At 71.3% G+C, this 20,427-nt stretch carries 17 protein-coding genes; 6 read left to right on the top strand and 11 right to left on the bottom strand.

Annotated elements, in window-relative coordinates:
* Positions 1-2 precede the first annotated feature (2 nt).
* Complete coding sequence (pdhA, locus tag Scani_RS35875) at positions 3-1,220, bottom strand: pyruvate dehydrogenase (acetyl-transferring) E1 component subunit alpha (protein WP_159481846.1); 1,218 nt, start codon at positions 1,218-1,220, stop codon at positions 3-5.
* Positions 1,221-1,546: 326 nt separating this feature from the next.
* Between pdhA (Scani_RS35875) and Scani_RS35880 the strand changes: the two genes are divergently transcribed.
* From Scani_RS35880 to Scani_RS35890, 3 genes are all read left to right on the top strand, one after another.
* A complete protein-coding gene (locus tag Scani_RS35880; RefSeq protein ID WP_159481847.1) occupies positions 1,547-2,206 on the top strand; it encodes a response regulator in 660 nt (219 codons plus the stop codon).
* Positions 2,207-2,317: 111 nt separating this feature from the next.
* Complete coding sequence (locus Scani_RS35885; RefSeq protein ID WP_159481848.1) at positions 2,318-2,734, top strand: pyridoxamine 5'-phosphate oxidase family protein; 417 nt, start codon at positions 2,318-2,320, stop codon at positions 2,732-2,734.
* A 52-nt stretch (positions 2,735-2,786) separates the two neighbouring features.
* Positions 2,787-3,830, top strand: a complete 1,044-nt coding sequence (locus Scani_RS35890; RefSeq protein ID WP_159481849.1) for a phosphotransferase — start codon at positions 2,787-2,789, stop codon at positions 3,828-3,830.
* An 18-nt stretch (positions 3,831-3,848) separates the two neighbouring features.
* Here Scani_RS35890 and Scani_RS35895 read toward each other — a convergent pair whose 3' ends face one another.
* The gene (locus Scani_RS35895; RefSeq protein WP_159481850.1) at positions 3,849-5,462 is read right to left on the bottom strand and encodes a protein kinase domain-containing protein; all 1,614 of its coding nucleotides are present in this window, start codon (positions 5,460-5,462) and stop codon (positions 3,849-3,851) included.
* A gap of 312 nt (positions 5,463-5,774) precedes the next feature.
* On the opposite strand from Scani_RS35895, the gene Scani_RS35900 reads away from it, so the two are divergent.
* Entirely contained in the window at positions 5,775-7,466 is a 1,692-nt protein-coding gene (locus Scani_RS35900) for a protein kinase domain-containing protein (protein ID WP_159481851.1), read from the top strand.
* Positions 7,467-7,623: 157 nt separating this feature from the next.
* Here the strand turns inward: Scani_RS35900 and Scani_RS35905 are convergent, their stop codons facing one another.
* The 3 genes from Scani_RS35905 to Scani_RS35915 form a co-directional block, all read right to left on the bottom strand.
* Positions 7,624-8,187, bottom strand: coding sequence for a bacterial proteasome activator family protein (locus tag Scani_RS35905; protein ID WP_159481852.1), 564 nt, complete (start codon positions 8,185-8,187; stop codon positions 7,624-7,626).
* 137 nt (positions 8,188-8,324) lie between these two features.
* Positions 8,325-9,263, bottom strand: coding sequence for a hypothetical protein (locus Scani_RS35910; RefSeq protein WP_159481853.1), 939 nt, complete (start codon positions 9,261-9,263; stop codon positions 8,325-8,327).
* Between the two features lie 151 nt (positions 9,264-9,414).
* Positions 9,415-10,392 (bottom strand): NAD(P)H-quinone oxidoreductase, encoded by a 978-nt coding sequence (locus Scani_RS35915; protein WP_159481854.1) that lies wholly within the window; start codon positions 10,390-10,392, stop codon positions 9,415-9,417.
* Between the two features lie 472 nt (positions 10,393-10,864).
* Between Scani_RS35915 and Scani_RS35920 the strand changes: the two genes are divergently transcribed.
* Positions 10,865-11,974: a potassium channel family protein gene (locus Scani_RS35920; RefSeq protein WP_159481855.1), complete on the top strand. Its 1,110-nt coding sequence runs from the start codon at positions 10,865-10,867 to the stop codon at positions 11,972-11,974.
* Between the two features lie 93 nt (positions 11,975-12,067).
* Here the strand turns inward: Scani_RS35920 and Scani_RS35925 are convergent, their stop codons facing one another.
* From Scani_RS35925 to pdhA (Scani_RS35945), 5 genes are all read right to left on the bottom strand, one after another.
* Positions 12,068-13,819, bottom strand: coding sequence for a molybdopterin molybdotransferase MoeA (locus tag Scani_RS35925; RefSeq protein ID WP_159481856.1), 1,752 nt, complete (start codon positions 13,817-13,819; stop codon positions 12,068-12,070).
* Positions 13,816-14,817 carry a DUF6457 domain-containing protein gene (locus tag Scani_RS35930; RefSeq protein WP_159481857.1) on the bottom strand — a complete coding sequence of 334 codons (1,002 nt, stop codon included), beginning with the start codon at positions 14,815-14,817 and terminating at the stop codon, positions 13,816-13,818. The genes Scani_RS35925 and Scani_RS35930 overlap by 4 nt, the downstream gene beginning before the upstream one ends.
* 249 nt (positions 14,818-15,066) lie before the next feature.
* A complete protein-coding gene (locus Scani_RS35935) occupies positions 15,067-16,734 on the bottom strand; it encodes a dihydrolipoamide acetyltransferase family protein (RefSeq protein WP_159481858.1) in 1,668 nt (555 codons plus the stop codon).
* Positions 16,734-17,771, bottom strand: coding sequence for an alpha-ketoacid dehydrogenase subunit beta (locus tag Scani_RS35940; RefSeq protein ID WP_159481859.1), 1,038 nt, complete (start codon positions 17,769-17,771; stop codon positions 16,734-16,736). The genes Scani_RS35935 and Scani_RS35940 overlap by 1 nt, the downstream gene beginning before the upstream one ends.
* A complete protein-coding gene (gene pdhA / locus Scani_RS35945) occupies positions 17,768-18,961 on the bottom strand; it encodes a pyruvate dehydrogenase (acetyl-transferring) E1 component subunit alpha (RefSeq protein WP_159481860.1) in 1,194 nt (397 codons plus the stop codon). The genes Scani_RS35940 and pdhA (Scani_RS35945) overlap by 4 nt, the downstream gene beginning before the upstream one ends.
* 225 nt (positions 18,962-19,186) lie before the next feature.
* Between pdhA (Scani_RS35945) and Scani_RS35950 the strand changes: the two genes are divergently transcribed.
* Complete coding sequence (locus Scani_RS35950) at positions 19,187-19,711, top strand: Lrp/AsnC family transcriptional regulator (RefSeq protein ID WP_159481861.1); 525 nt, start codon at positions 19,187-19,189, stop codon at positions 19,709-19,711.
* A 123-nt stretch (positions 19,712-19,834) separates the two neighbouring features.
* Here the strand turns inward: Scani_RS35950 and Scani_RS35955 are convergent, their stop codons facing one another.
* The gene (locus tag Scani_RS35955) at positions 19,835-20,425 is read right to left on the bottom strand and encodes a TetR/AcrR family transcriptional regulator (RefSeq protein WP_159481862.1); all 591 of its coding nucleotides are present in this window, start codon (positions 20,423-20,425) and stop codon (positions 19,835-19,837) included.
* Positions 20,426-20,427: the final 2 nt, after the last annotated feature.

Below are 20,427 nucleotides of genomic sequence, written 5' to 3' on the forward strand. Positions count from 1 at the left end.
GGTCAGTTCCCCTCCGCGGCGGCATCGGCGTCGGCGAACGACGCCTGGTACGCGGCGAACTGCGCGCGCTCCTCATCGACGAGCGCATGCCCGTCGGCATAGACATTCTCGAAGATCGCCATGTCGTCCGGGTCGGGCATGGCACGCACGGCATCGCGGACCCGCTTGCCCAGGGCCTCGCTCTCCTCGTCGATCGAGGCGAGGTAGGCCTCGTCGACGAGGCCCTCGGCCTCCATGTACGTCCGCAGCCGCAGGATCGGGTCCTTGGCCTCCCAGGCCGCCCGCTCCTCGTCCTCGCGGTACTTCGTCGGGTCGTCCGAGGTGGTGTGCGCGCCCATGCGGTAGGTGAACGCCTCGACGAGCATCGGGCCCTGGCCGGTGCGCGCCCGCTCCAGCGCCGCCTTGGTCACCGCGAGGCAGGCCAGTACGTCATTGCCGTCGACCCGTACACCGGGGAATCCGTAACCGCGGGCGCGCTGGTAGAGCGGCACCCGGGTCTGCTTCTCGGTGGGTTCGGAAATCGCCCATTGGTTGTTCTGGCAGAAGAACACGACCGGGGCGTTGTAGACCGCGGAGAAGGTGAAGGATTCCGCGACATCTCCCTGGCTGGAGGCGCCGTCACCGAAATAGGCGATGACCGCGGAATCCGCGCCGTCCTTCTGCACACCCATCGCATAGCCGGTCGCATGCAGCGTCTGCGAACCGATCACGATGGTGTAGAGGTGGAAGTTGTTGCTGTTGGGGTCCCAGCCACCGTGGTTGACACCGCGGAACATGCCCAGCAGGTTCGTCGGGTCGACGCCACGGCACCACGCCACACCGTGCTCGCGGTAGGTCGGGAAGACGTAGTCGTCGTCGCGCAGCGCGCGGCCGGAACCGATCTGGGCGGCCTCCTGGCCCAGCAGCGAGGCCCACAGACCCAGTTCGCCCTGGCGCTGGAGGGTGGTCGCCTCGGCGTCGAACTTCCGCGTCAGCACCATGTCGCGGTAGAGCCCGCGCAGCTCGTCGGCGGAAAGATCGATCGAGTAATCCGGGTGCTCGACCCGCTTCCCTTCGGGGGTCAGCAGTTGTACGAGCTGGTCCTGCTCCGCCTGCTCGGGCCGACCGGAGTTCCGGGCCTTGGCCGGGGACGCCTTCTTGGCCGACGTCGCCTTTTTGGCGGTGGTGCGCTTGCTGCTGCCGCGGGCGTTTTTCCGCTGCGCAGTGCCTTCCACGGTCACGTGCTGCTCCTCCGTCTGTCCGACCCCCGGGGTCCGCCGGTGGCCGTATTGCGGCTCACCCGGTATCCGATACGGCGCACGGGGTGTGTGCGAACGCGGCCGGATCCGGGTGGAACAAAGCTCCCGGAGGTGGCCTGCTCATTGCACGTTACCCATTGTCAAAGCCGAAGTGGAAACGGCGCTGACCTGCGATTTTGCTTGGATTTCCAAGTAAATCGCTAAGGCTTGGAACAACTCCTGGTCACAGCGTTGCAGGCCGCCGGGACAACGGCACGTTATATCGCTGACCTGGAGCACGGGAAGGGTTGATGTGTGAGACTGGTGTGGTGCGCGAAGACGGAAAAATCACGGTATTCCTGCTCGACGACCACGAAGTTGTCCGGCGCGGCGTTCACGAAATGCTGTCCGTCGAGGACGACATCGAGGTGGTCGGCGAAGCGGGTACCGCCGCAGATGCCCTGGTCAGGATCCCAGCGACCCGCCCGGACGTCGCGGTGCTCGATGTCCGGCTGCCGGACGGGAGCGGCGTCGAGGTCTGCCGCGAGATCCGTTCGCAGGACGAGGACATCAAATGCCTGATGCTCACCTCGTTCGCGGACGACGAGGCCCTTTTCGATGCGATCATGGCCGGTGCGGCCGGATATGTCCTCAAGGCCATCCGGGGCAATGAGCTGCTCTCCGCGGTACGCGAGGTGGCGGCCGGGAAATCTCTGCTCGACCCCGTGGCGACCGCCCGGGTGCTGGAGCGGCTGCGCGACGGCAACGCCACGAAGAGCGACGACCGGCTGGCGAGCCTCACCGACCAGGAACGCAGAATTCTCGATCTGATCGGCGAGGGGCTGACCAATCGCGTCATCGGCGAACGGCTCCACCTCGCCGAGAAAACGATCAAGAACTACGTCTCCAGCCTGCTGTCCAAGCTCGGCATGGAGCGCCGCTCGCAGGCCGCCGCGTACGTCGCGCGGCTGCAGGCGGAGCGGCACTGAAGAAGAGCCGGCCGCGGCGCCCGGTTCGTGGCGATTCAGGACCATCGCCCCGGTTCCCCGGGGCTGCTGGCCCCTACTTGCCGACCTGACCCTCCCGGCAAGGTGGTTCCCATGTCCACCGACAACTACCGTGCCATCGAGCTGCTGAGCCGCACGCCCTACGGGCGCGTCTCGGCCAGTCGGCGGGCACTGCCCTTCACCACCGTCACCCGCCACCTCGTCCTGGACGGGTGCCTGGTCCTGCGGCTGCACCGCGGCTACGGCTACCACCAGGCCCTGGACGGCAGCGTGGTCGCCTACGAGGCAGACAACGTCAACAGCGGCGAGTGCGACACATGGTCGGTGCAGTTCACCGGCACGGCCCGGGTCATCGAGCCCACCCCCGCCGAGCGCGAGCTCTTCGGCCGCACCCCCCTGCTGGCCGACGGCGCCCCCTTCGACCCGGTCTTCCTGCGCATCGAGCCGGAGTTCGTGGCCCTGCACTGCCTCACCGATGTGCCCGTCTTCCGCTATGCGCACTCTGCGTAAGGCTTTCCGATACACCCACTCCGACGGGCGCAGTTGATCTAACATCTGGCGCGTGCTGCGCTCATCTGTAGTCCGGACGGCGGCAACGCCCGACAAAGACACCCTCGGATCTCTGCTCCGCCACTACACCGGCGCCGGCGCGCCGCTGTCCTGCGAGCCCGTCGCCGAGGGCCTGCTCAACCACGGCTACTTCCTCGCCACCACCCGCGGCCGCTACTTCCTCAAACACCATCTCGACGGCGACCGCGCGGCCCTCACCCGCCAGCACCGCGCCACCGACCGGCTCGCCGCGCTCGGCCTGCCGGTCGCCCCGCCCGTCACCGACGCGGACGGGCGGACCGTCACCGTCCTCGACGGCCGCTGTTACGCCCTGCACCCCTGGGTCGAAGGCCGGCACCTGGGCGGCGCGGCGCTGACCCGTGGCCAGTCCTGGCAGCTCGGCGCCCTGCTCGGGCTCGTCCATACCACGCTGGAGCAGGTCATGGCCGACGAGCCGCATCCGCCCCGGCCGCCCTGCGCGGATGCCGGGGCCGATCCCGAGCGGACCTTCGAGATGATCGAGGAGCTGCTGGCCCTGGCCCGCGGCGCCCGGCCCCGCACCAGCTTCGACGAACTCGCCGAGCACCGTCTGCTGGAGCGCCGGACCCTGCTGGCGCAGTTGGCGCACCACCGTCCGGCCCCCGGCGCGGAGCCCCCGGCGGGCTGGGTGCACGGTGATTTCCATCCGCTGAATGTGATCTACCGCGACGCGGAACCGACCGCGATCGTCGACTGGGACCGGCTGGGCGTCCAGCCCCGCGCCGAGGAGGCGGTGCGCGCCGCCGCGATCTTCTTCGTCCGCCCCTGCGGCACGCTGGACCTGGCGAAGGTGGCGGCGTACGCGGCCGCCTACCGCAGGACCTGCGGCGCCGGCCCCGAGGAGCTCGCGGCGGCCGTCCACCGGGTGTGGTGGGAGCGGCTGAACGACTTCTGGATGCTCACCTGGCGCTACCAGCTGGGCGACCGCCGCACCGATCCACAGTTCCCGGCGGCGGCCGCCCTGGCCGTGTGGTGGACCCGCGAGTACCGGGCCGTACGGAACGCCTTCACCCGCTGAAGCGGGGCGGCGCTCCGGTCAGCCGTTCGAGCCGAGCGTGGTGGTGCCGGCGTCCGTGCCGCCTGCGGCGGGCCCGCCGTCCGCACCGGCGGTCGCCCCGCCGTTGTCGGTGCCGCCGTTGTCGGTGCCCCCGTTGTCGGTGCCCCCGTCCGTGGGACCCCCGTCGGACGTCCCGCCGGTGTCCGTGGGCGGCGCGGACGTCGGCGGCTGCGACGTCGACGGCTGCGAGGTGGGCGGCGCCGAGGTCTCCGGCGTACTGGGCTGCGCGGTGGGCGGCGTGCTGTACGTGTTGTCGTCGCTGCCGGTGTCGTCGGGCTCGGTCTCCGGAGTGGTCGGCTCCTCCGACGGCTCCTCGCTCGCCTTGTCGTCCTTCGTCGGCGTCGGCGACTGGGTGGTGGGAGTGTCGTGCTTCTTGCCCTGACCACTGGTGTTCTGCAGCGCGAAGGCCACACCCACGGCGATGGCGATCACCGCGAGCGCCGCGATCAGCCAGATCTTGCCGCGTCCGCCCTTGCCGGGCCGGGTACCGCCCTCGAAGCCGCCGTCGTCGGGCCGCATCCCGGGCGTCAGAATCGGCTGCGCCGTGGTGTGCCCGGCGTCGGGGTGCGGCAGCGCGGTGGTGGCCGCGGTCCCCAGGGGCGAGGCGTGACCGCCCTCGTGCAGCGCGACCGGGCCGGTGCTCCAGGTGCCGGTGTGACCGCCCTGCTCGTGCAGCATCTGCAGCGAGTACTGGACCAGGCCGCGCATCTCCTCGGCGGACTGGAACCGGTCGTCGGGGTCCTTGGCCAGCGACCGCATGACCAGGCCGTCCAGCTCCGGCGGCACCGCGTCGGCGACCTCGGACGGCGCCACCGGCATGTCCTGGACGTGCTGGTAGACGACCGACAGCGGGGTCTCACCGGTGAACGGCGGCCGCAGCGTGAGCAGTTCGTAGAGCAGACAGCCGGTGGCGTAGAGGTCGGAGCGGGTGTCGACGGTCTTGCCGAGCGCCTGCTCCGGAGAGAGGTACTGGGGGGTGCCCATGACCATGCCGGTCTGGGTCATGGTGGACTGCGCGCCGTGCAGCGCACGGGCGATACCGAAGTCCATGACCTTGACGGCCCCGCTGTTCGTGATGATCACGTTCGCGGGCTTGATGTCACGGTGCACGATGCCGTGCTGGTGGCTGTAGGCCAGCGCCTCCAGCACACCGGAGACGATGATCAGTGCCTGGTCCGCCGGCGGGGCGTCGGCGTTGAGCAGCAGATCGCGGATGGTGTGGCCCTCGACCAGCTCCATCACGATGTACGGCACGGTGTTGCCGCCGACCAGGTCCTCGCCCGAGTCGTACACGGCCACCACCGCGTGGTGGTTCAGCCCGGCCACGGACTGCGCCTCACGCGTGAAGCGGGCCTTGGAGACCGGGTCCTCGGCGAGGTCGGAGCGCAGCAGCTTCACGGCGACGGTCCGGCCGAGACGTACGTCCTCGGCCGCGAACACCTCCGCCATTCCGCCGCGGCCGAGCCGTCGCGTGAGCCGGTAGCGGCCATCGCCGACCAGCCCGCCGTTGCCCCACATCTCCGGTGCGTCGGGGATATTGGAGCCGGTGGCGTCAGGATCGGACGGGCCCTGGGGGCTCTGCGTCGGTGCCATCGGTCCTCGCCGTCGAATCGATCCGCATGAGAGCGGTAAGGTCATCGGTCTTCGCTAGAGCACGCTACAGGCTCCGCGGCACTCGCCGGTCCGTCGTGGACCGGCCATCAAACCTGGCGGAAGCGAAAGCCTGCAAGTTCACCTGGGGTAATCGGGCACGCAAAAGCCTCAAGGCCGTGACGGGATCTTGCACATCTGGTCACGGAACGGGCACACAGCTTGACGTGTCCGAGGCCTGGGGCAGACTTGGCTGCAGAATTCCAGATTTTGATCGCTATACGTACGGGTATTGCGCTAGGGGGAAGCGGAACGATGAGCCAGGACGGCGCTCAGGGCCAATTCGAGGGCCGTTCGGTCGGCGGAGGACGTTACCAGCTTCGTGATCTTCTGGGCGCCGGCGGCATGGCCTCCGTGCACCTCGCCTACGACAGCGTGCTGGACCGCGAAGTCGCGATCAAGACCCTCCACACCGAGCTCGGCCGCGAGCAGGCCTTCCGTGAGCGCTTCCGGCGTGAGGCCCAGTCCGTGGCGAAACTCACGCACACCAATATCGTCTCGGTCTACGACTCCGGCGAGGACGAGCTCGACGGCGGCATGGTGCCGTACATCGTCATGGAGTACGTCGCGGGCCAGCCGCTGCGCTCCGATCTGGACACCGACATTGCCCAGCATGGCGCAATGCCGACGGAAAAGGCCTTGAAGATCACGGCCGATGTGCTGGCCGCGCTCGAGGTCAGCCACGAAATGGGCCTGGTCCACCGGGACATCAAGCCCGGAAACGTCATGCTGAACAAGCGTGGCGTCGTCAAGGTCATGGACTTCGGCATCGCCCGCGCCATGCAGTCCGGCGTCACGTCCATGACGCAGACCGGCATGGTCGTCGGCACGCCGCAGTACCTGTCGCCCGAGCAGGCCCTCGGCCGCGGTGTGGACGCCCGCTCAGACCTCTACTCCGTCGGCATCATGCTCTTCGAGCTGCTGACCGGCCAGCTGCCGTTCGACGCGGACTCCCCGCTCGCGATCGCCTACGCCCACGTGCAGGAAGAGCCCCCGGCCCCGTCGAGCATCAACAGCTCGCTGCCGCCGGCCGTGGACGCGCTGGTGGCCCGCGCGCTGAAGAAGAATCCGAACGAGCGGTTCCCCACCTCCGAGGCGATGCGGGACGAGTGCCTGCGGATCGTCGGGTCCGGGCAGTCCGGTGCCACGCCACTGATCATCGGCGAGGGCCCGCGGGCGCGCACCAGCGGCTCGTCGGTCTCCTCCGCGGTGTTCCCCACCGCCTCCGGCAACCCGCAGACCCCGGTTCCGCCGAGCATCCAGCAGCCGTACCAGCCGACGCAGGCGGCCGGGTTTGGGCCCTCGACGCCCCCGCCGCCGCCGAACAACGCCTATCCGACGCCCCTGCCGGGTCCCATTCCGGGCCCGGGTCCCGTTCCGGGGCCCGCCCCCTACAACTCGGGTGGCTTCCAGCCCCAGCCGGCGTACACCCCGCCCCCGCCCGTGACGGCCTCGATGCCGTCGGCCGGTGGCCCCGGCCGACGGAAGAGCAACACCGCGGTGATCGTCGTCTCGGCGATAGTCGGCGTGATCGTGGTGACCGCGATCGCCATCGGTATCGGTCTGAGCGCGGGCTCCAGCGATGCCGAGGGCGGCGACCTCACGCCGACCTCGGCGTACTCCGACTCCACGTCGGCGTCGCCCACCGAGAGCGTCCGGCCCGAGGACAAGACGGCGACGATCCTGACGTCCGAGTGCACCAACCCGACCAAGAGCTACAGCGACAAGGGCAAGATCCTCGTGCCCTCGTTCCGCTTCAAGAACCTGGACTCGGTGAAGAAGTGCATCGAGGCCGCCGGCTGGAAGTACAAGATCGTCGGGCAGGAGGACAGCTCGATCTGGGGCAAGAACACCGTCACGGATCAGACTCCGGCCGCCATCAGCTGGTGGTACCCGAGCAAGGGCGCGACCATCGAGCTGACCGTCTCGACCGGCCGTAGCGGCTGACGGCAGAGGCCCTGGGCCTCCCGGATACGGCGAAGGGGCCGGCACGCGGAATGCGTGCCGGCCCCTTTCTTTTTCTGCTTGTTCCTCGGTGATGCGCCGGCTCGACCGCGACGTTCCTGGAAGTGAGAAATGCGGACCTGAATTATCGAACCTGAAATCAGAGGTACGGGCCCGAACGGGCACCGCCCTGGCCGAGGTTGCCCTCCTCGGCGTCCATCGGAACGGCGCCGGGCGGCAGCGCACGGCGCATCGACTCCAACTGGGCGCGAGCGGCCATCTGCTGGGCGAACAGTGCGGTCTGGATGCCGTGGAAAAGGCCCTCCAGCCAGCCCACCAGCTGAGCCTGAGCGATCCGCAGCTCCGCATCCGTCGGCACCGATTCCTCGGTGAACGGCAGCGAAAGGCGCTCCAGCTCCTCGACCAGCTCGGGCGCCAGCCCGTCCTCCAGCTCCTTGACCGAGCTGGCGTGGATCTCCTTGAGCCGGACCCGGCTCGCCTCGTCCAGAGGCGCGGACTTCACCTCTTCCAGCAACTGCTTGATCATGCTGCCGATGCGCATGACCTTCGCAGGCTGTTCGACCATGTCCGTCACGGGGGTCTCACGGTTCTCGCCGTCTTCGCCCCCGCCACCGGAGCCGGTGCTGCCGAGCGCCATGCCGTCCGGGCCGACCACCAGGACGTGCGGATTCTCCTGCGACCGTTCATTCATCGGCATATCCATGCCGCCATTCTCTCGTACGAAAGGTCATGAAAGGTGGTGCCCCTGAGAGAAGGTGATCCACCCTTCTGGGCCGTCTCGGCTGCCGCGGTTTCACGTGAAACGACGCATTCCCACCGTTTCACGTGAAACCAGCGCCATCAGCTCCGTCGCATGCGAAGGGCGAAGAAGGCCAGCCCCAGGCCGGTGAGAGCGAGGCCGGCGCCCATCGGAAGGACCCGCTCGACCGGCTCGCCCGGGGATTCCATGGCGTAAGGACTCGTCGTGGCGGCCTCATCACCATCCGTGCTGTCCGGCGCGGAGCGCGTCTCCTTCTTCGGGGCGGCAGGGGTCGGGAGCGGCGGCAGCGCCTCGTAGGGGCGCTCATTGAGCCGGTCCGCGACATTGAGGCGACGCGAGGACGACGACCGTGCCGGGCTCCCCTCTGTCGCAGGGGATGCGGACGCCGAGGGCTTGGGGTGCTTCGGCGCGGGGGCGTGCCGACCGGGCAGCGGGTACGCGCGGTCGGCGTCGGTTGAGCCCGCCCCTCCGGGCGGCCCGTGGTGACCGCGCTGCGGGAAGTCCGCGCCGCCGTAGTCGGGCCCCGGGAGGGGGTACGACGGGCCGTCCGGCCCGACGAAGGCAGGGCTGAACGGGTGATGCGGACGGTGGTGCCACCGTCCGCTCCCACGAGGCCCGGCGAAGTGGTGGTGCGGAGACCTGTGCGGGAAGCCCGAGAAGGCATCCGACATGCCGGGGAAGCGCGGCGGCAGCTCCGGGAAGCGCGCCGGGGCACCCGGATGGCCGTGGCCATGGCGCCTCCGGCCCGCTTCGCCACCCCGGCCGTCGACCGGGCGACGGTCGGCCGCGAAGTCGTCGTCGCTGTAACCATCGAGCCCGTAGTCCTCGGCCCCTGCTACCTCCTGCACAAAGTCGTCCTCCGGCTGATCGCCCGGGTGGACGAAGTGCGGGGGACGGTCGACCGGCGTGACCCGCCGGTCCGCAGCCGCCGCCGAGGTCGCCCCTATCGGCACGGGCAGGACGACGGCGGCCACCAACAGACCGGTGGCAATGCGCGAACGGAAACCTGGAGCGACCACAGTGCCCCTCCCGTGCCGAGCCGTCGAGTGACCTCCTCAGCGTCACATGTGATGAGATTCACGGCATCTCGGACATATCAGGCGGGTTACCTGACGGAACGCGGGAGGGGCGGACCCAGGCGGCGGCCACGGGAGCAGCGTGGCGGTCGGCTCAGACCGTCAGGACGACCTTGCCGACATGCGCACTCTCGTCCACGACGCGGTGCGCCTCGGCGGCCTCGGACATCGGGAGCGTACGGTCCACGATCGGCCGCACCTGTCCGTTGCTGATCAACGGCCAGACGTGCTCCCGTACGGCGGCGACGATGGCTGCCTTCTCGTTCAGCGGGCGGGCACGCAGCCCGGCACCGGTGATCGCGGCGCGCTTCGCCATCAGGGCGGCGAGATTCAGCTCCGCCTTCACCCCACCCTGCAGCCCGATGATGGCCAGCCGTCCGCTGACCGCCAGCGCCTTGATGTTCCGCTGCAGGTACTTCGCTCCGATGATGTCGAGGATGACGTCCGCGCCCTTGCCGTCGGTGGCCTTGCGGATCTCCTGGACGAAGTCCTGCTCGCGGTAGTCGATGAGGATGTCCGCGCCCAGCTCGGCACAGCGGGCCAGCTTCTCGGGACCGCCCGCGGTGACCGCGACCCGCGCACCGACCGCCTTGGCGAGCTGGATCGCCATGGTGCCGATGCCGCTGGCACCGCCGTGGACGAGCAGCGTCTCGCCGGGCCGCAGGTGCGCGATCATGAAGACGTTCGACCAGACCGTGCAGGTCACCTCGGGCAGCGCGGCGGCCGAGATCAGGTCCAGGCCGCTCGGCACCGGCAGGAGCTGCCCGGCCGGGACGGCGACCTTCTCCGCATAGCCACCGCCCGCCAGCAGCGCGCACACCTCGTCACCGACGGCCCAGCCGTGCACGCCGGGGCCGATATCGACGATCCGCCCCGAGCACTCCAGCCCCGGATACAGGGAGGACCCGGGCGGCGGGTCGTAGAAGCCCTGACGCTGGAGCAGGTCGGCGCGGTTCACGGCGCTCGCCGCGACCTCGACCAGGACCTCGCCCTCGGCGGGCTGCGGATCGGGCACGTCCGCCCAGACAAGTGCTTCGGGGCCACCGGGCTCCGGGATAGTGATCGCTCGCATGGGCGCGAGGCTACTCGTCGTCCGCGCGCAGAGCGACGGTGCGGGGTCCCACGGCCACCTCCGGGTCGGCCACCGGCCCCCGGTTGAAGTGCGGATATGCATGGGGGACGCGCACCGGGACACCTCGGTGCGCGGCAAGCGGCACGCCGACGGCGGAGTCCCCGGCGGATCACGTTGCGGCGGTTCCGGGTCACGGAGCGGCGCTCCGGGCGGGGTTTCGTTCCCCCGGTACGACTTGCCACTCCACCGGGTGAGCGACCCGGCACGGGCCCATGCCCGCCCCTCCGCCGGGATATCAACGCCCCATGCTCAAGACGACGGCTCGCTCTCCGGCCGGTGCAGCGGCGTCCTGCCACCGGCCGCCGACTCCCGCCGCGGCCCCGCACCCACGGGTGCCGGAATCGCGGAGCATGGGAGGCATGACACCTTCACAGACCGCCGCCGCTCAAGCCGTTCGGGGAGCGCCGACCGGATGAGTGACGAGCAGCAACCGCGCCGCGGCACCGGCAGATTCTCCATCCTCCGCTCGCTCTGGTCCCGTACCCGGACCGAGGCCAAGGACGACACCGAGGCCGGCCGGTCCATCGTCATGCCCGCCCAGGGCATGGCGCCGCCGCTCCAACAGGTCCTGCGACGGCTGGTGATGGCGCTCGGCGTACTGGCCCTCACGACGCTGCTCGTCTGGTTCGACCGTGACGGATACCGCGACAACGCCCACGGCGAGGTCGATTTCCTCGCTGCGGCCTACTACGCGACGGTCACCCTCTCGACCACCGGCTACGGCGACATCACCCCGGTCAGCGACGGCGCACGACTGATCAACATCCTGGTCATCACGCCGCTCCGCGTACTGTTCCTGATCATCCTGGTCGGCACCACGCTCGAAGTCCTCACCGCACGCACCCGGCACCAGGTACGCATTCATCGTTGGAGGTCCCGCATGCGAGATCACGTCGTCGTCATCGGGTACGGGACGAAGGGCCGCCACACCATCGAGACCCTGATCGGCCAGGGCGTCCCGAAAGAGAAGATCGTCGTCGTCGACCCGCAGAAGTCCGTCGTGGATGCCGCGAGCATCGACGGCTTCGTGGGCGTGCACGGAGACGCGACCCGCTCCGACACCCTGACCAGGGCCGAGCTGCAGCGTGCCGCGCGCGTGGTCGTGGCCACCCAGCGCGATGACACCGCGGCCCTGGTCACGCTGACGGCACGGCAGCTCAACAAGCACGCCTCCATCGTGGTGGCGGTACGGGAGGACGAGAACGTGCCGCTGTTGAAGCAGAGCGGCGCCGACATGGTCATCACGAGTTCCAGCGCGGCGGGCCGGCTGCTGGGGATGTCCATGTCCAGCCCGTACGTCGGCACGGTCCTGGAGGATCTGCTGACCTACGGGAGCGGGCTGGACCTCGACGAACGGCCGGTTACGAAGAGCGAAGCGGGCCGCTCCCCGCGCGAGCTCGACGACCTGGTGGTGGCCGTCGTACGGGGGCACCGGGTGCTGAACTACGGGGATCCGCAGGCCGCGACCCTCGAACTCACCGACCGCGTGATCACCATCCGGCAGGCGGTGCCGAGCAGTTGACGTAGCCGCGGCCGAGGATGCGAAGGGACGCGGACCCGGCGGACGGCGAGAGCGACATGACGGCGGGTGCGATGGCGGCCGGTGCCCCCTCTTCTACGCGCTCCCGGGGGCGGTCCAGCCCGTCGACGGGCCCGGGGACCAGCCTACCGACAAGCCCGCCGACCAGGGAAGTTCCAGGAGTTCGAGCTCGGTGCCGCGCTCCGCGCCGCCGGGCGGGACGACGGCCAGCGCATCCGCGGCGGCGATACCGCGCAGCATGGCCGGTCCATGGAAGCGCAGCGGCATCGCCATCAGACCGTGCCGGTCGTCCTCGCGGTAGGTCACCGGGACGATCCGGGTGTCCTGCGGATGCCCGTGGACGGGGGCGGCCAGCGGCGCACGGAACGGCGCGCCGGGAGGGCGGGCGGCGAGCGTACGGAGCAGTGGTTCGGCGAGCGTGACCAGGCCGGAGACGGCGGCGAGCGGGTTGCCGGGCAGGCCGACGAGATGCCGGTGCGGGGCCAGGCGGGCCAGCAGCATGGGGTGGCCGGGGCGTACCGCGACGCCGTCGACCAGCACCTCGGCCCCCAGCCGGCGCAGGGTGGGGTGCACATGGTCGACGGGGCCCGAGGCGGTACCGCCGGTGGTGATCACCACGTCGGCGGTGGATTGGGCAATGGCGGCGTACAGGGTGTCGGCGTCGTCGGCGAGACGGCGCGGCGCGGCCGCTTCGACGCCCAGCGCATGCAGCCACGGCGCGAGCAGCGGGCCGAGCGCATCCCGGATCCGGCCCTCCTGGGGCAGACCGTGGTCCAGCAGTTCATCGCCCAGGACAAGGACTTCGGCGCGGGGCCGGGGGTACGCAGTCAGCTCGTCGTAGCCGGCGGCGGCGGCCAGGCCGAGGACGGCGGGGGTCACCAGGGCACCGGCGGGCAGCAACTGGTCGCCGCGCCGGCACTCCTGGCCCCGCGGGCGGATGTCCTGACCGGGCGGCGCGGGCCGCGGGGCGTACAGCCGTCGTCCGCCGTCACTCAGCTCACGGACCTCGCCGTGCTCGCTGCGCAGCACGGCGGTGGCACCGGACGGCACCCGCGCACCGGTGGCGATCGGGATCGCATGGCCGTCGCGGAGAACCTCGGCAGGGCTGTGACCGGCGAGGATGCCGGGAGGGGCGCCGTCCTCGGCCGTACCGGAGGGGTGGTCGAGGCGCCAGGGACCGGGGCCGGACACCGCCCAGCCGTCCATCGCCGAGGTGTCGAACGACGGCAGATCGGTGAGCGCGGCGAGGGGGGCGGCGAGCGTACGGCCGAGCGCGTCGCCGAGCGCCGAGGTCTCGGGCGCGGGCGGACCGGGTACGGCGCGCTCGGCGATCTCCCGGGCGGTGTGCCAGGGGAGGGCGCCCGCAGCGACCGTGGGGTGGTGGCCGGGGCCGGTGGGAGCCGCGGGGCCTTCGAGGGTTTCGGGGCTTTCGCGGCCGGCAGGGTCGGAGGAGCGGTCGGGGCCCGAGGAGCGGGAGGAGTTGGAGGAGCACGAGGGGCGGGAGGAGCGCCAGGTGCTGTTCCCGGAGGCGGCGGGGTCGTCGAGGGAGAAGGGGTCGTCCGGCGTGTAGGGGATGTCGCCGCCGCCTCCCGTGGTGGAGGAGTGGGCGGCCGCGGTCTCGCGGGTCGCGTGCGGCACCCTGACGGTCAGGGGCTCGGCGCCGCCCTCGGCCGCGGGCCGCCCGCGCACCGGCGCCGTCGCGTTGGCCAGCGCGAGCGCCTCCTCGAAGGGATCGCCGGACGCCTCGCCCGCTGCCTCGCTCCTCGTCCTGCCCACCATGCCGTCGGGCTCCTCGCCGAAATCGTCGTCGAACTCCCCGTAGGTCATTCGGCGGGCTTCGTTCCGGCACCCGTGCCGCCGCCGGCATCGGCCGGGCCGGCGGACTGCTCGGCCTCCGCGGCCCAGCGGTTGGCCAGCGCGGCAGCCCGTTCGGTGAGTTCCTGCACGTCCCGGCCCTGCCGGCCCGCCGCGTAACCGATCAGGAAGGTCGTCAGCGGTGCGGCCGGCCGGGCCACCCCGTGCGCCGCGTCCCGCGCGAGATCGAGAAGCGCCGCCGTGTCGACATCGAGCTCGATGCCCAGTTCGGCCTTGACTGCGGTGATCCATTCATCCAACACGTTTCCATGCTCCCTGATACGGGCGCGTGCCGCGCTGATGTCTTCCCAGGTGTCGCAGTCGAAGGAGGCCGTGGTGGTGGCGTCCGGGACCCGTTCGAGCTGCAGCCCGTTCACCAGCGCACGCAGCGGCAGACCGGCCAGCGTGCCGTGTGCGGCCCGTACCCGCGCCAGCTCACGGCGCAGCGGCTCGGCCCGGTACGCGGCCACCAGCGGCTGGTCCCGGCCCGAGGCGTCCCGCAGCATCGCCCCGTCGCGGGTGGCGTCGGTGCCGGGCCGTGCGGACTCGTCACGGGGCGCGGCGCCGTCGTGGGACGCACCCTCGTCGTGGCCCGCGGAAGCGCCGTCCGGCGCGGCGGCAGCGGACGTTTCCGTCGCCGCCGCCAACAGGGTGTACACGGTCGCGGCGGTGAGAAACGGGAGATCGGCGGCGAGGACGAGGACCGTGGGGGCGGTGGTGTGCCGCAGGCCGGCGTCCAGTGCGGCGAGCGGGCCGCCGCCGGGCGGGTCCTCGAGGGCGCGGACGACGGTGCGGGTGGTCGGGCGGTGCGGGCCGACGACGACCGTGATCGCCGCGTCGGGGCAAGCGGCGAGCACCCGGTCCAGGAGGGGGCGGCCGCCGACGGACAGGGCGGGTTTGTCCGCCCCGCCGAGCCGCCGGGCCGCGCCGCCGGCCAGCACGATGGTGTCGTAGTCGGTGAGGTCGTCCACCCCTTGAGTATCGCCGGGGGTGAGTGGATCACACCGGTGCCGGATCCGCGGCAGCTGTCAGCTCCGCCACAGCGGACACGACGGCCACAGGTACGGCGGCGCACCTGCCACCTGCGCTGCGGCTGCCACTTGCCTTTCGACGGTCACCACCTTCACCGCCTCACAGCCGCTGTCGCCGTCACCACGTGCACCGCCGCCACCGGCTCACGGCCACCCCCGGCTGCCCCTGCCTGCGCGGCCTCACCGGGGTCACAACCCCCGCAGCAACAGCGCAGGCTGTTCCACACAGTCGGCCACATACCGCAGGAAGCCTCCGGCGGTGCCGCCGTCGCACACCCGGTGATCGAAGGTGAGCGAGAGCTGGACGACCTGCCGGACGGCCAGCTCCCCTTCGTGGACCCACGGTTTGGCGGTGATCCGGCCGACGCCGAGCATCGCCGCCTCGGGGTGGTTGATGATCGGCGTGGAGCCGTCGACGCCGAAGACGCCGTAGTTGTTGAGGGTGAAGGTGCCATGGGTGAGCTCGGCCAGGGAGAGCCCGCCGGCCCTGGCGGTTTCGGTGAGCCGGGTGATCTCGGCGGACAGTTCCTCGACCGTACGGGCGTGGGCGTCCCGTACGACCGGCACGACCAGACCGCGATCGGTCTGCGCCGCAAAGCCCAGATGGACGGCGGGCAGCCGGACGATCTCCTGGGCCTTGGTGTCGACGGTGGCGTTGAGCTCGGGGAACCGTACGAGCGCGGCCGTGGCGATCCGCGCCAGCAGGGCGAGCAGCGATACCTTGGGAGCGCCCGGAACATTCATCGCTCTACGGGAGGCGAGGAGTTCGGTGGCGTCGGCGTCCACCCAGCAGGTCGCCTCCGGGATCTCCCGACGGCTGCGGCTGAACTTCTCGGCGGCCGCACCGAGCATGCCCCGCAGGGGGATCCGCTCCTCGCCCGCCGCGGCACCGGCTCCCGTGGTCCCGGGGGCCCGCACGGTTCCGGCGGTGGTCGCGGCCCCCACCGCGCCCGTCATGCCCGCACCGACGATCCCCGTGGCGCCGCTCATCCCCTGGGCACCCGCCGAGGTGACCGCCCCGGCCCTGCCCGCGGTCTCCCGCTCCTGCCGGGCCCGGATCGCGCACTCGACATCCGTACGGAGAATCAGCCCGTCCCGTCCGGAACCCGTCAACTCCCGCAGATCCAGACCGTTTTCCCGGGCCATCCGACGCACCAGCGGGGAAATGACGGCCGCCGTACGACTGTCGGCCTCCGCCGCCCCGGCCCCGGCCGTGCTGTCCGCCACAGCCGCTCCGACCGAGCCGTTCGCCCCGGTGGTGCCGGCCGCCCCCACAGCGGCCGCCCTGGCACCGGTCGCCCCTGAACCCGCAGGCGCACCGTGTGCCACCCCGGTTCCGGCCGAGCCGTCCGCTGCTCCGGGTGTCCGCGGCGCTCCCGCCACGGGGCCCGTCCCGCTCCCCGGACGGATCCGGCGCCGCCGCGCCGCCGCCGCGCTCGTGCCGTACCCGACCAGGACGTTCCCGGATCCGGCATCCGCCGAGCCGTCGGCTGCCGGGCCGGAGGCACCGGCGGAAGCCGTCGCCGAAGGCCCCGCATCGGGTGCGGCATGTGCCGCGCCCGCCCCGCCGGGCCCCGTCCCGGGACCCATCCCCGCCAGGTCATCGGGCACGGCCCCCACCGCGACCGTCACCAGCGGTGCCCCTACCGGGACTTCCTCCCCCTCCTCGCCGAAGCGGGCGGTCACCACGCCCCCATACGGGCACGGCACCTCCACCATCGCCTTGGCGGTCTCGACCTCCACCACCGGCTGGTCGATGGCCACCACCTCGCCGACCTCGACCATCCAGTGCACGATCGTCGCCTCGGTGAGGCCTTCCCCCAGGTCGGGCAGGGTGAATTCGCGGACCACGGCCATCACTCACCACGTCCCTCGGTCCAGTCCGACTCCCACTGGAGGCGGGCGACGGTGTCCAGGATCCGGTCCACGCCGGGCAGATGGTGCCGCTCCAGCATGGGCGGCGGGTAGGGGATGTCGAAGCCGGCGACACGCAGGACCGGCGCCTCCAGGTGGTGGAAGCAGCGCTCGGTGATCCGTGCGGCGATCTCCCCTCCGGGACCGCCGAACCCGTTGGACTCATGGACGACCACGGCCCGTCCGGTCCGTCGCACCGACGCGCAGACCGTGTCGTCGTCGAACGGCATCAACGAGCGCAGATCGACCACTTCCAGATCCCAGCCCTCGGCGACGGCGGCCTCGGCGGCCTCCATGCAGACCGGCAGAGACGGGCCGTACGTGATCAGTGTGGCGCTGCTGCCGCGGCGCCGGACCGCGGCCCGGCCCAGGGGCGCGACCTCGGTGGGCGCGTCGGGCGACCAGTCGGCCTTGGACCAGTACAGGCGCTTGGGCTCCAGGAAGACGACCGGGTCGTCGGAGGCGATGGCGGCGCGCAGCAGCCCATAGGCGTCCTCGACGGTCGCCGGGGTGACGACCTGGAGCCCGGGGGTGGCGAGGTAGTACGCCTCGGAGGAGTCGCTGTGGTGCTCGACGCCGCCGATGCCGCCGCCGTACGGGATGCGGATGGTCAGCGGCATCGTCAGCGCACCGCGGGTGCGGTTGCGCATCCGGGCCACATGGCTGATCAGCTGCTCGAACGCGGGATAGGCGAAGGCGTCGAACTGCATCTCGACGACCGGTCGCAGCCCGTACATCGCCATCCCGACGGCGGTGCCCAGGATGCCGGCCTCGGCGAGCGCGGTGTCGGTGCAGCGGTCCTCGCCGAACTCCTTGGCGAGGCCGTCGGTGACCCGGAAGACGCCGCCGAGGGCGCCGACATCCTCGCCCATGACATGCACGGACGGGTCGTCGGCCATGGCGTCGCGCAGCGCGCGGGTCAGCGCCTGCGCCATGGTGGCGGGCTTGCGCGCGGTCGCCGGAGCGGCGGTGGTCGTCATGGCCTGGCCTCCTCGGCGGAGCCTTCGGCACCCGCTGCTTCCTCGGTGTGTCCGTTGGCCTCGGCGTCCAGCTCGGCGCGCAGCAGTGCCGCCTGGGCGCGCAGTTGGCTGGTCTGCTCGGCGAATACGTCGGTGAACAGATCCATCGGGTCCAGCTCCGGGTCGGCGTTCATCCGCTCCCGGAGGTCGGCGGCCAGCTCCTCTGCGCCGTCGCGGGTGGCACCGACGAATGCGTCGGTGAGCAGATCGCGGGCTGCCAGCTCATGTTCCAGAAGGGCTATCGGATCGTGGGCCCGCCAGGTCTCCACCTCGGCATCGCTGCGGTAGCGGGTGGCGTCGTCGGCGTTGGTGTGTGCCTCGATGCGATAGGTGACCGCCTCGACGAGGGTGGGACCGCCACCCCTGCGGGCGCGCTCCACGGCCTCGGTCAGCACCTCGTGCATGGCGGGCGCGTCATTCCCGTCGACCAGGCGGCCCGGCATGCCGTATCCGACCGCCTTGTGGGCGAGGGACGGCGCCGCGGTCTGCTTGGCCAGCGGCACGGAGATCGCGAAGCCGTTGTTCTGGACGAGGAAGACCACCGGCGCCTGCCACACCGCCGCGAAGTTCAGCGCCTCGTGGAAGTCGCCCTCGCTCGTGCCGCCGTCGCCCACCATGGCCAGCGCCACCACCTCGTCGCCCTTCAGGCGGGCGGCGTGCGCCAGGCCCACCGCATGGGGGAGCTGGGTGGCGAGCGGCGTGCACAGGGGGGCGATGCGGTGTTCGTGCGGGTCGTAGCCGTTGTGCCAGTCACCGCGCAGCAGCGTCAGCGCCTGTACGGGGTCAAGGCCGCGGGCCACGGCGGCGAGGGTGTCGCGGTAGCTGGGGAAGAGCCAGTCCCTCTCTTCGAGGGCGAGCGCCGCGGCGACCTCGCAGGCCTCCTGGCCCGTGGACGACGGGTAGACCGCCAGGCGTCCCTGCCGGGTCAGGGCCGTGGCCTGGGCGTTGTACCGGCGGCCGCGCACGAGCTGGGTGTACAGCCGGGTCAGCAGTCCGGAGTCGAGCCGGGCCGCGGCATCCGTACCCAGGAGGCGGTACGGCTCCTCGTCGGGCAGGAGGGGCGCGGGGTCGACGCGCGGCCGCCAGGTGGGCGGGGGCCCGGCCAGGCTGCTCTTGTTCCTGCTGCTGCCTGGCTGCTCAAGGACCGTCATGTCGAGCACCTCCTCGGATCGAAGGGGTGGCGCGATGCGCCGCATGTGGGTGGTGGGCGGACGGCGGGTGGGCAGGATGGAATCGGCCAGGGCGGGTACCGCCCTGCCCTACCGATTGTTCGGTCGCCGATGCATTTTGGCTACAGGCGGGCTCAGCCTGTGGACAAACGGTTCTCCACAGCTTGAGATGAAGGCAGGGCGTCCACGAAGGGGAGGCGGGACCATATGCCGGACGAACAGATGGCCAGTTCCAGCGGGCAGCCGCCCGCGGCGCCCGCCCCCGCTCCGCCACCGCCGGCCGCGCGCCCGCTGGACACCATCGACCGTTCGATCCTGCGCATGCTGCAGACCGACGGCAGGGCCTCGATACGCTCCGTGGCCGAGCGGGTGCACGTCTCGCGCGCCAACGCCTACGCACGGATCAACCGGCTGATCGACGACGGTGTGATCCGCGGCTTCAGCGCCCTCATCGATCAGGAACGCGCAGGTCAGGGTGCCTCGGCATACATCACGCTGAAGATCGTGCAGAACTCCTGGCGAACCGTTCGCAAGCAGCTCACGGCGCTGCCGGGGGCCACCCACATCGCGCTGGTCAGCGGCGATTTCGATGTGCTGCTCCTGGTCCACACCAAGGACAACCGGGAGCTGCGGGAGCTGGTCCTCACCCGTATCCAGTCGATACCGGAGGTGCTCAGCACCCGTACCCTGCTGGTGTTCGAGGAGACCGACCTCGGCCCCGAGGACGACTGACCCGTACGGCGCGTCCAGGACGGCCGCGCCGGGCGCAGAGGCCTGCGGGACGGCGGACCCGGAGCGCGTCCGGTGAAAGGTTCCTACACCCGGCGGCGGCTCGCAGACCGGCGCCGCCGCAGGTCAGGGCCTGCGCAGCCCCGAGAACGCCGTGCGCACCACGGCCTCGGCCACCTCGTCACGGCTCACCGCGCCGCCCCGCCCCGGCCGGTACCACTCCACAATCGAGTTGATCATGCCGAAGAGCAGACGGGTGGCCAGCCGGATGTCCACGTCGTCCCGGAGGTCGCCCTCGGCGGCGGCCTGCTTGAGCAGGTCCGAGACCTTGTGGTCGAACTCCCGGCGGCGCTCCATGGCCCACCGCTCGGTGTCCGTGTTCCCGCGCACCCGCAACAACAGCGTCACGTAGGGGAGTTCGTCCATCAGCACCTCGGCCACGCGCCGGGTGACATGCTCCAGCCGCTCGATCGCCCGCCCCTGAAGGGCGCCCGGCTCCGCCAGCACACCGAAGAGCCCGTCCAGGGCGCGGCTTATGGCGCGGCGCAGCAGCTCTTCCTTACTGCGGACATGGTGGTAGATCGAGGACTTCGAGATGCCGGCCGCTTGGGAGAGGTGCTCCATGGAGGTGCCGTCGTAGCCGCGCTCGATGAACACCTCGACGGCGACCGCGAGCAGCGAATCGGGCGTATAGGTGTCGCGCTTGGCCATGGTCATGA

This window comes from Streptomyces caniferus (genome assembly GCF_009811555.1).
GTDB classification, from domain to species: Bacteria; Actinomycetota; Actinomycetes; order Streptomycetales; family Streptomycetaceae; genus Streptomyces; species Streptomyces caniferus.

Bases quoted from the DNA above. Each gene is read 5' to 3' on its own strand.
- Scani_RS35885 (WP_159481848.1), top strand. From the start codon at position 2,318: ATGTCCACCGACAACTACCGTGCCATCGAGCTGCTGAGCCGCACGCCC.
- Scani_RS35895 (WP_159481850.1), bottom strand. From the start codon at position 5,462: ATGGCACCGACGCAGAGCCCCCAGGGCCCGTCCGATCCTGACGCCACC.
- Scani_RS35900 (WP_159481851.1), top strand. From the start codon at position 5,775: ATGAGCCAGGACGGCGCTCAGGGCCAATTCGAGGGCCGTTCGGTCGGC.
- Scani_RS35905 (WP_159481852.1), bottom strand. From the start codon at position 8,187: ATGGATATGCCGATGAATGAACGGTCGCAGGAGAATCCGCACGTCCTG.
- Scani_RS35915 (WP_159481854.1), bottom strand. From the start codon at position 10,392: ATGCGAGCGATCACTATCCCGGAGCCCGGTGGCCCCGAAGCACTTGTC.
- Scani_RS35920 (WP_159481855.1), top strand. From the start codon at position 10,865: ATGAGTGACGAGCAGCAACCGCGCCGCGGCACCGGCAGATTCTCCATC.
- Scani_RS35925 (WP_159481856.1), bottom strand. From the start codon at position 13,819: ATGACCTACGGGGAGTTCGACGACGATTTCGGCGAGGAGCCCGACGGC.
- Scani_RS35935 (WP_159481858.1), bottom strand. From the start codon at position 16,734: ATGGCCGTGGTCCGCGAATTCACCCTGCCCGACCTGGGGGAAGGCCTC.
- Scani_RS35940 (WP_159481859.1), bottom strand. From the start codon at position 17,771: ATGACGACCACCGCCGCTCCGGCGACCGCGCGCAAGCCCGCCACCATG.
- pdhA (WP_159481860.1), bottom strand. From the start codon at position 18,961: ATGACGGTCCTTGAGCAGCCAGGCAGCAGCAGGAACAAGAGCAGCCTG.
- Scani_RS35950 (WP_159481861.1), top strand. From the start codon at position 19,187: ATGCCGGACGAACAGATGGCCAGTTCCAGCGGGCAGCCGCCCGCGGCG.
- Scani_RS35955 (WP_159481862.1), bottom strand. From the start codon at position 20,425: ATGACCATGGCCAAGCGCGACACCTATACGCCCGATTCGCTGCTCGCG.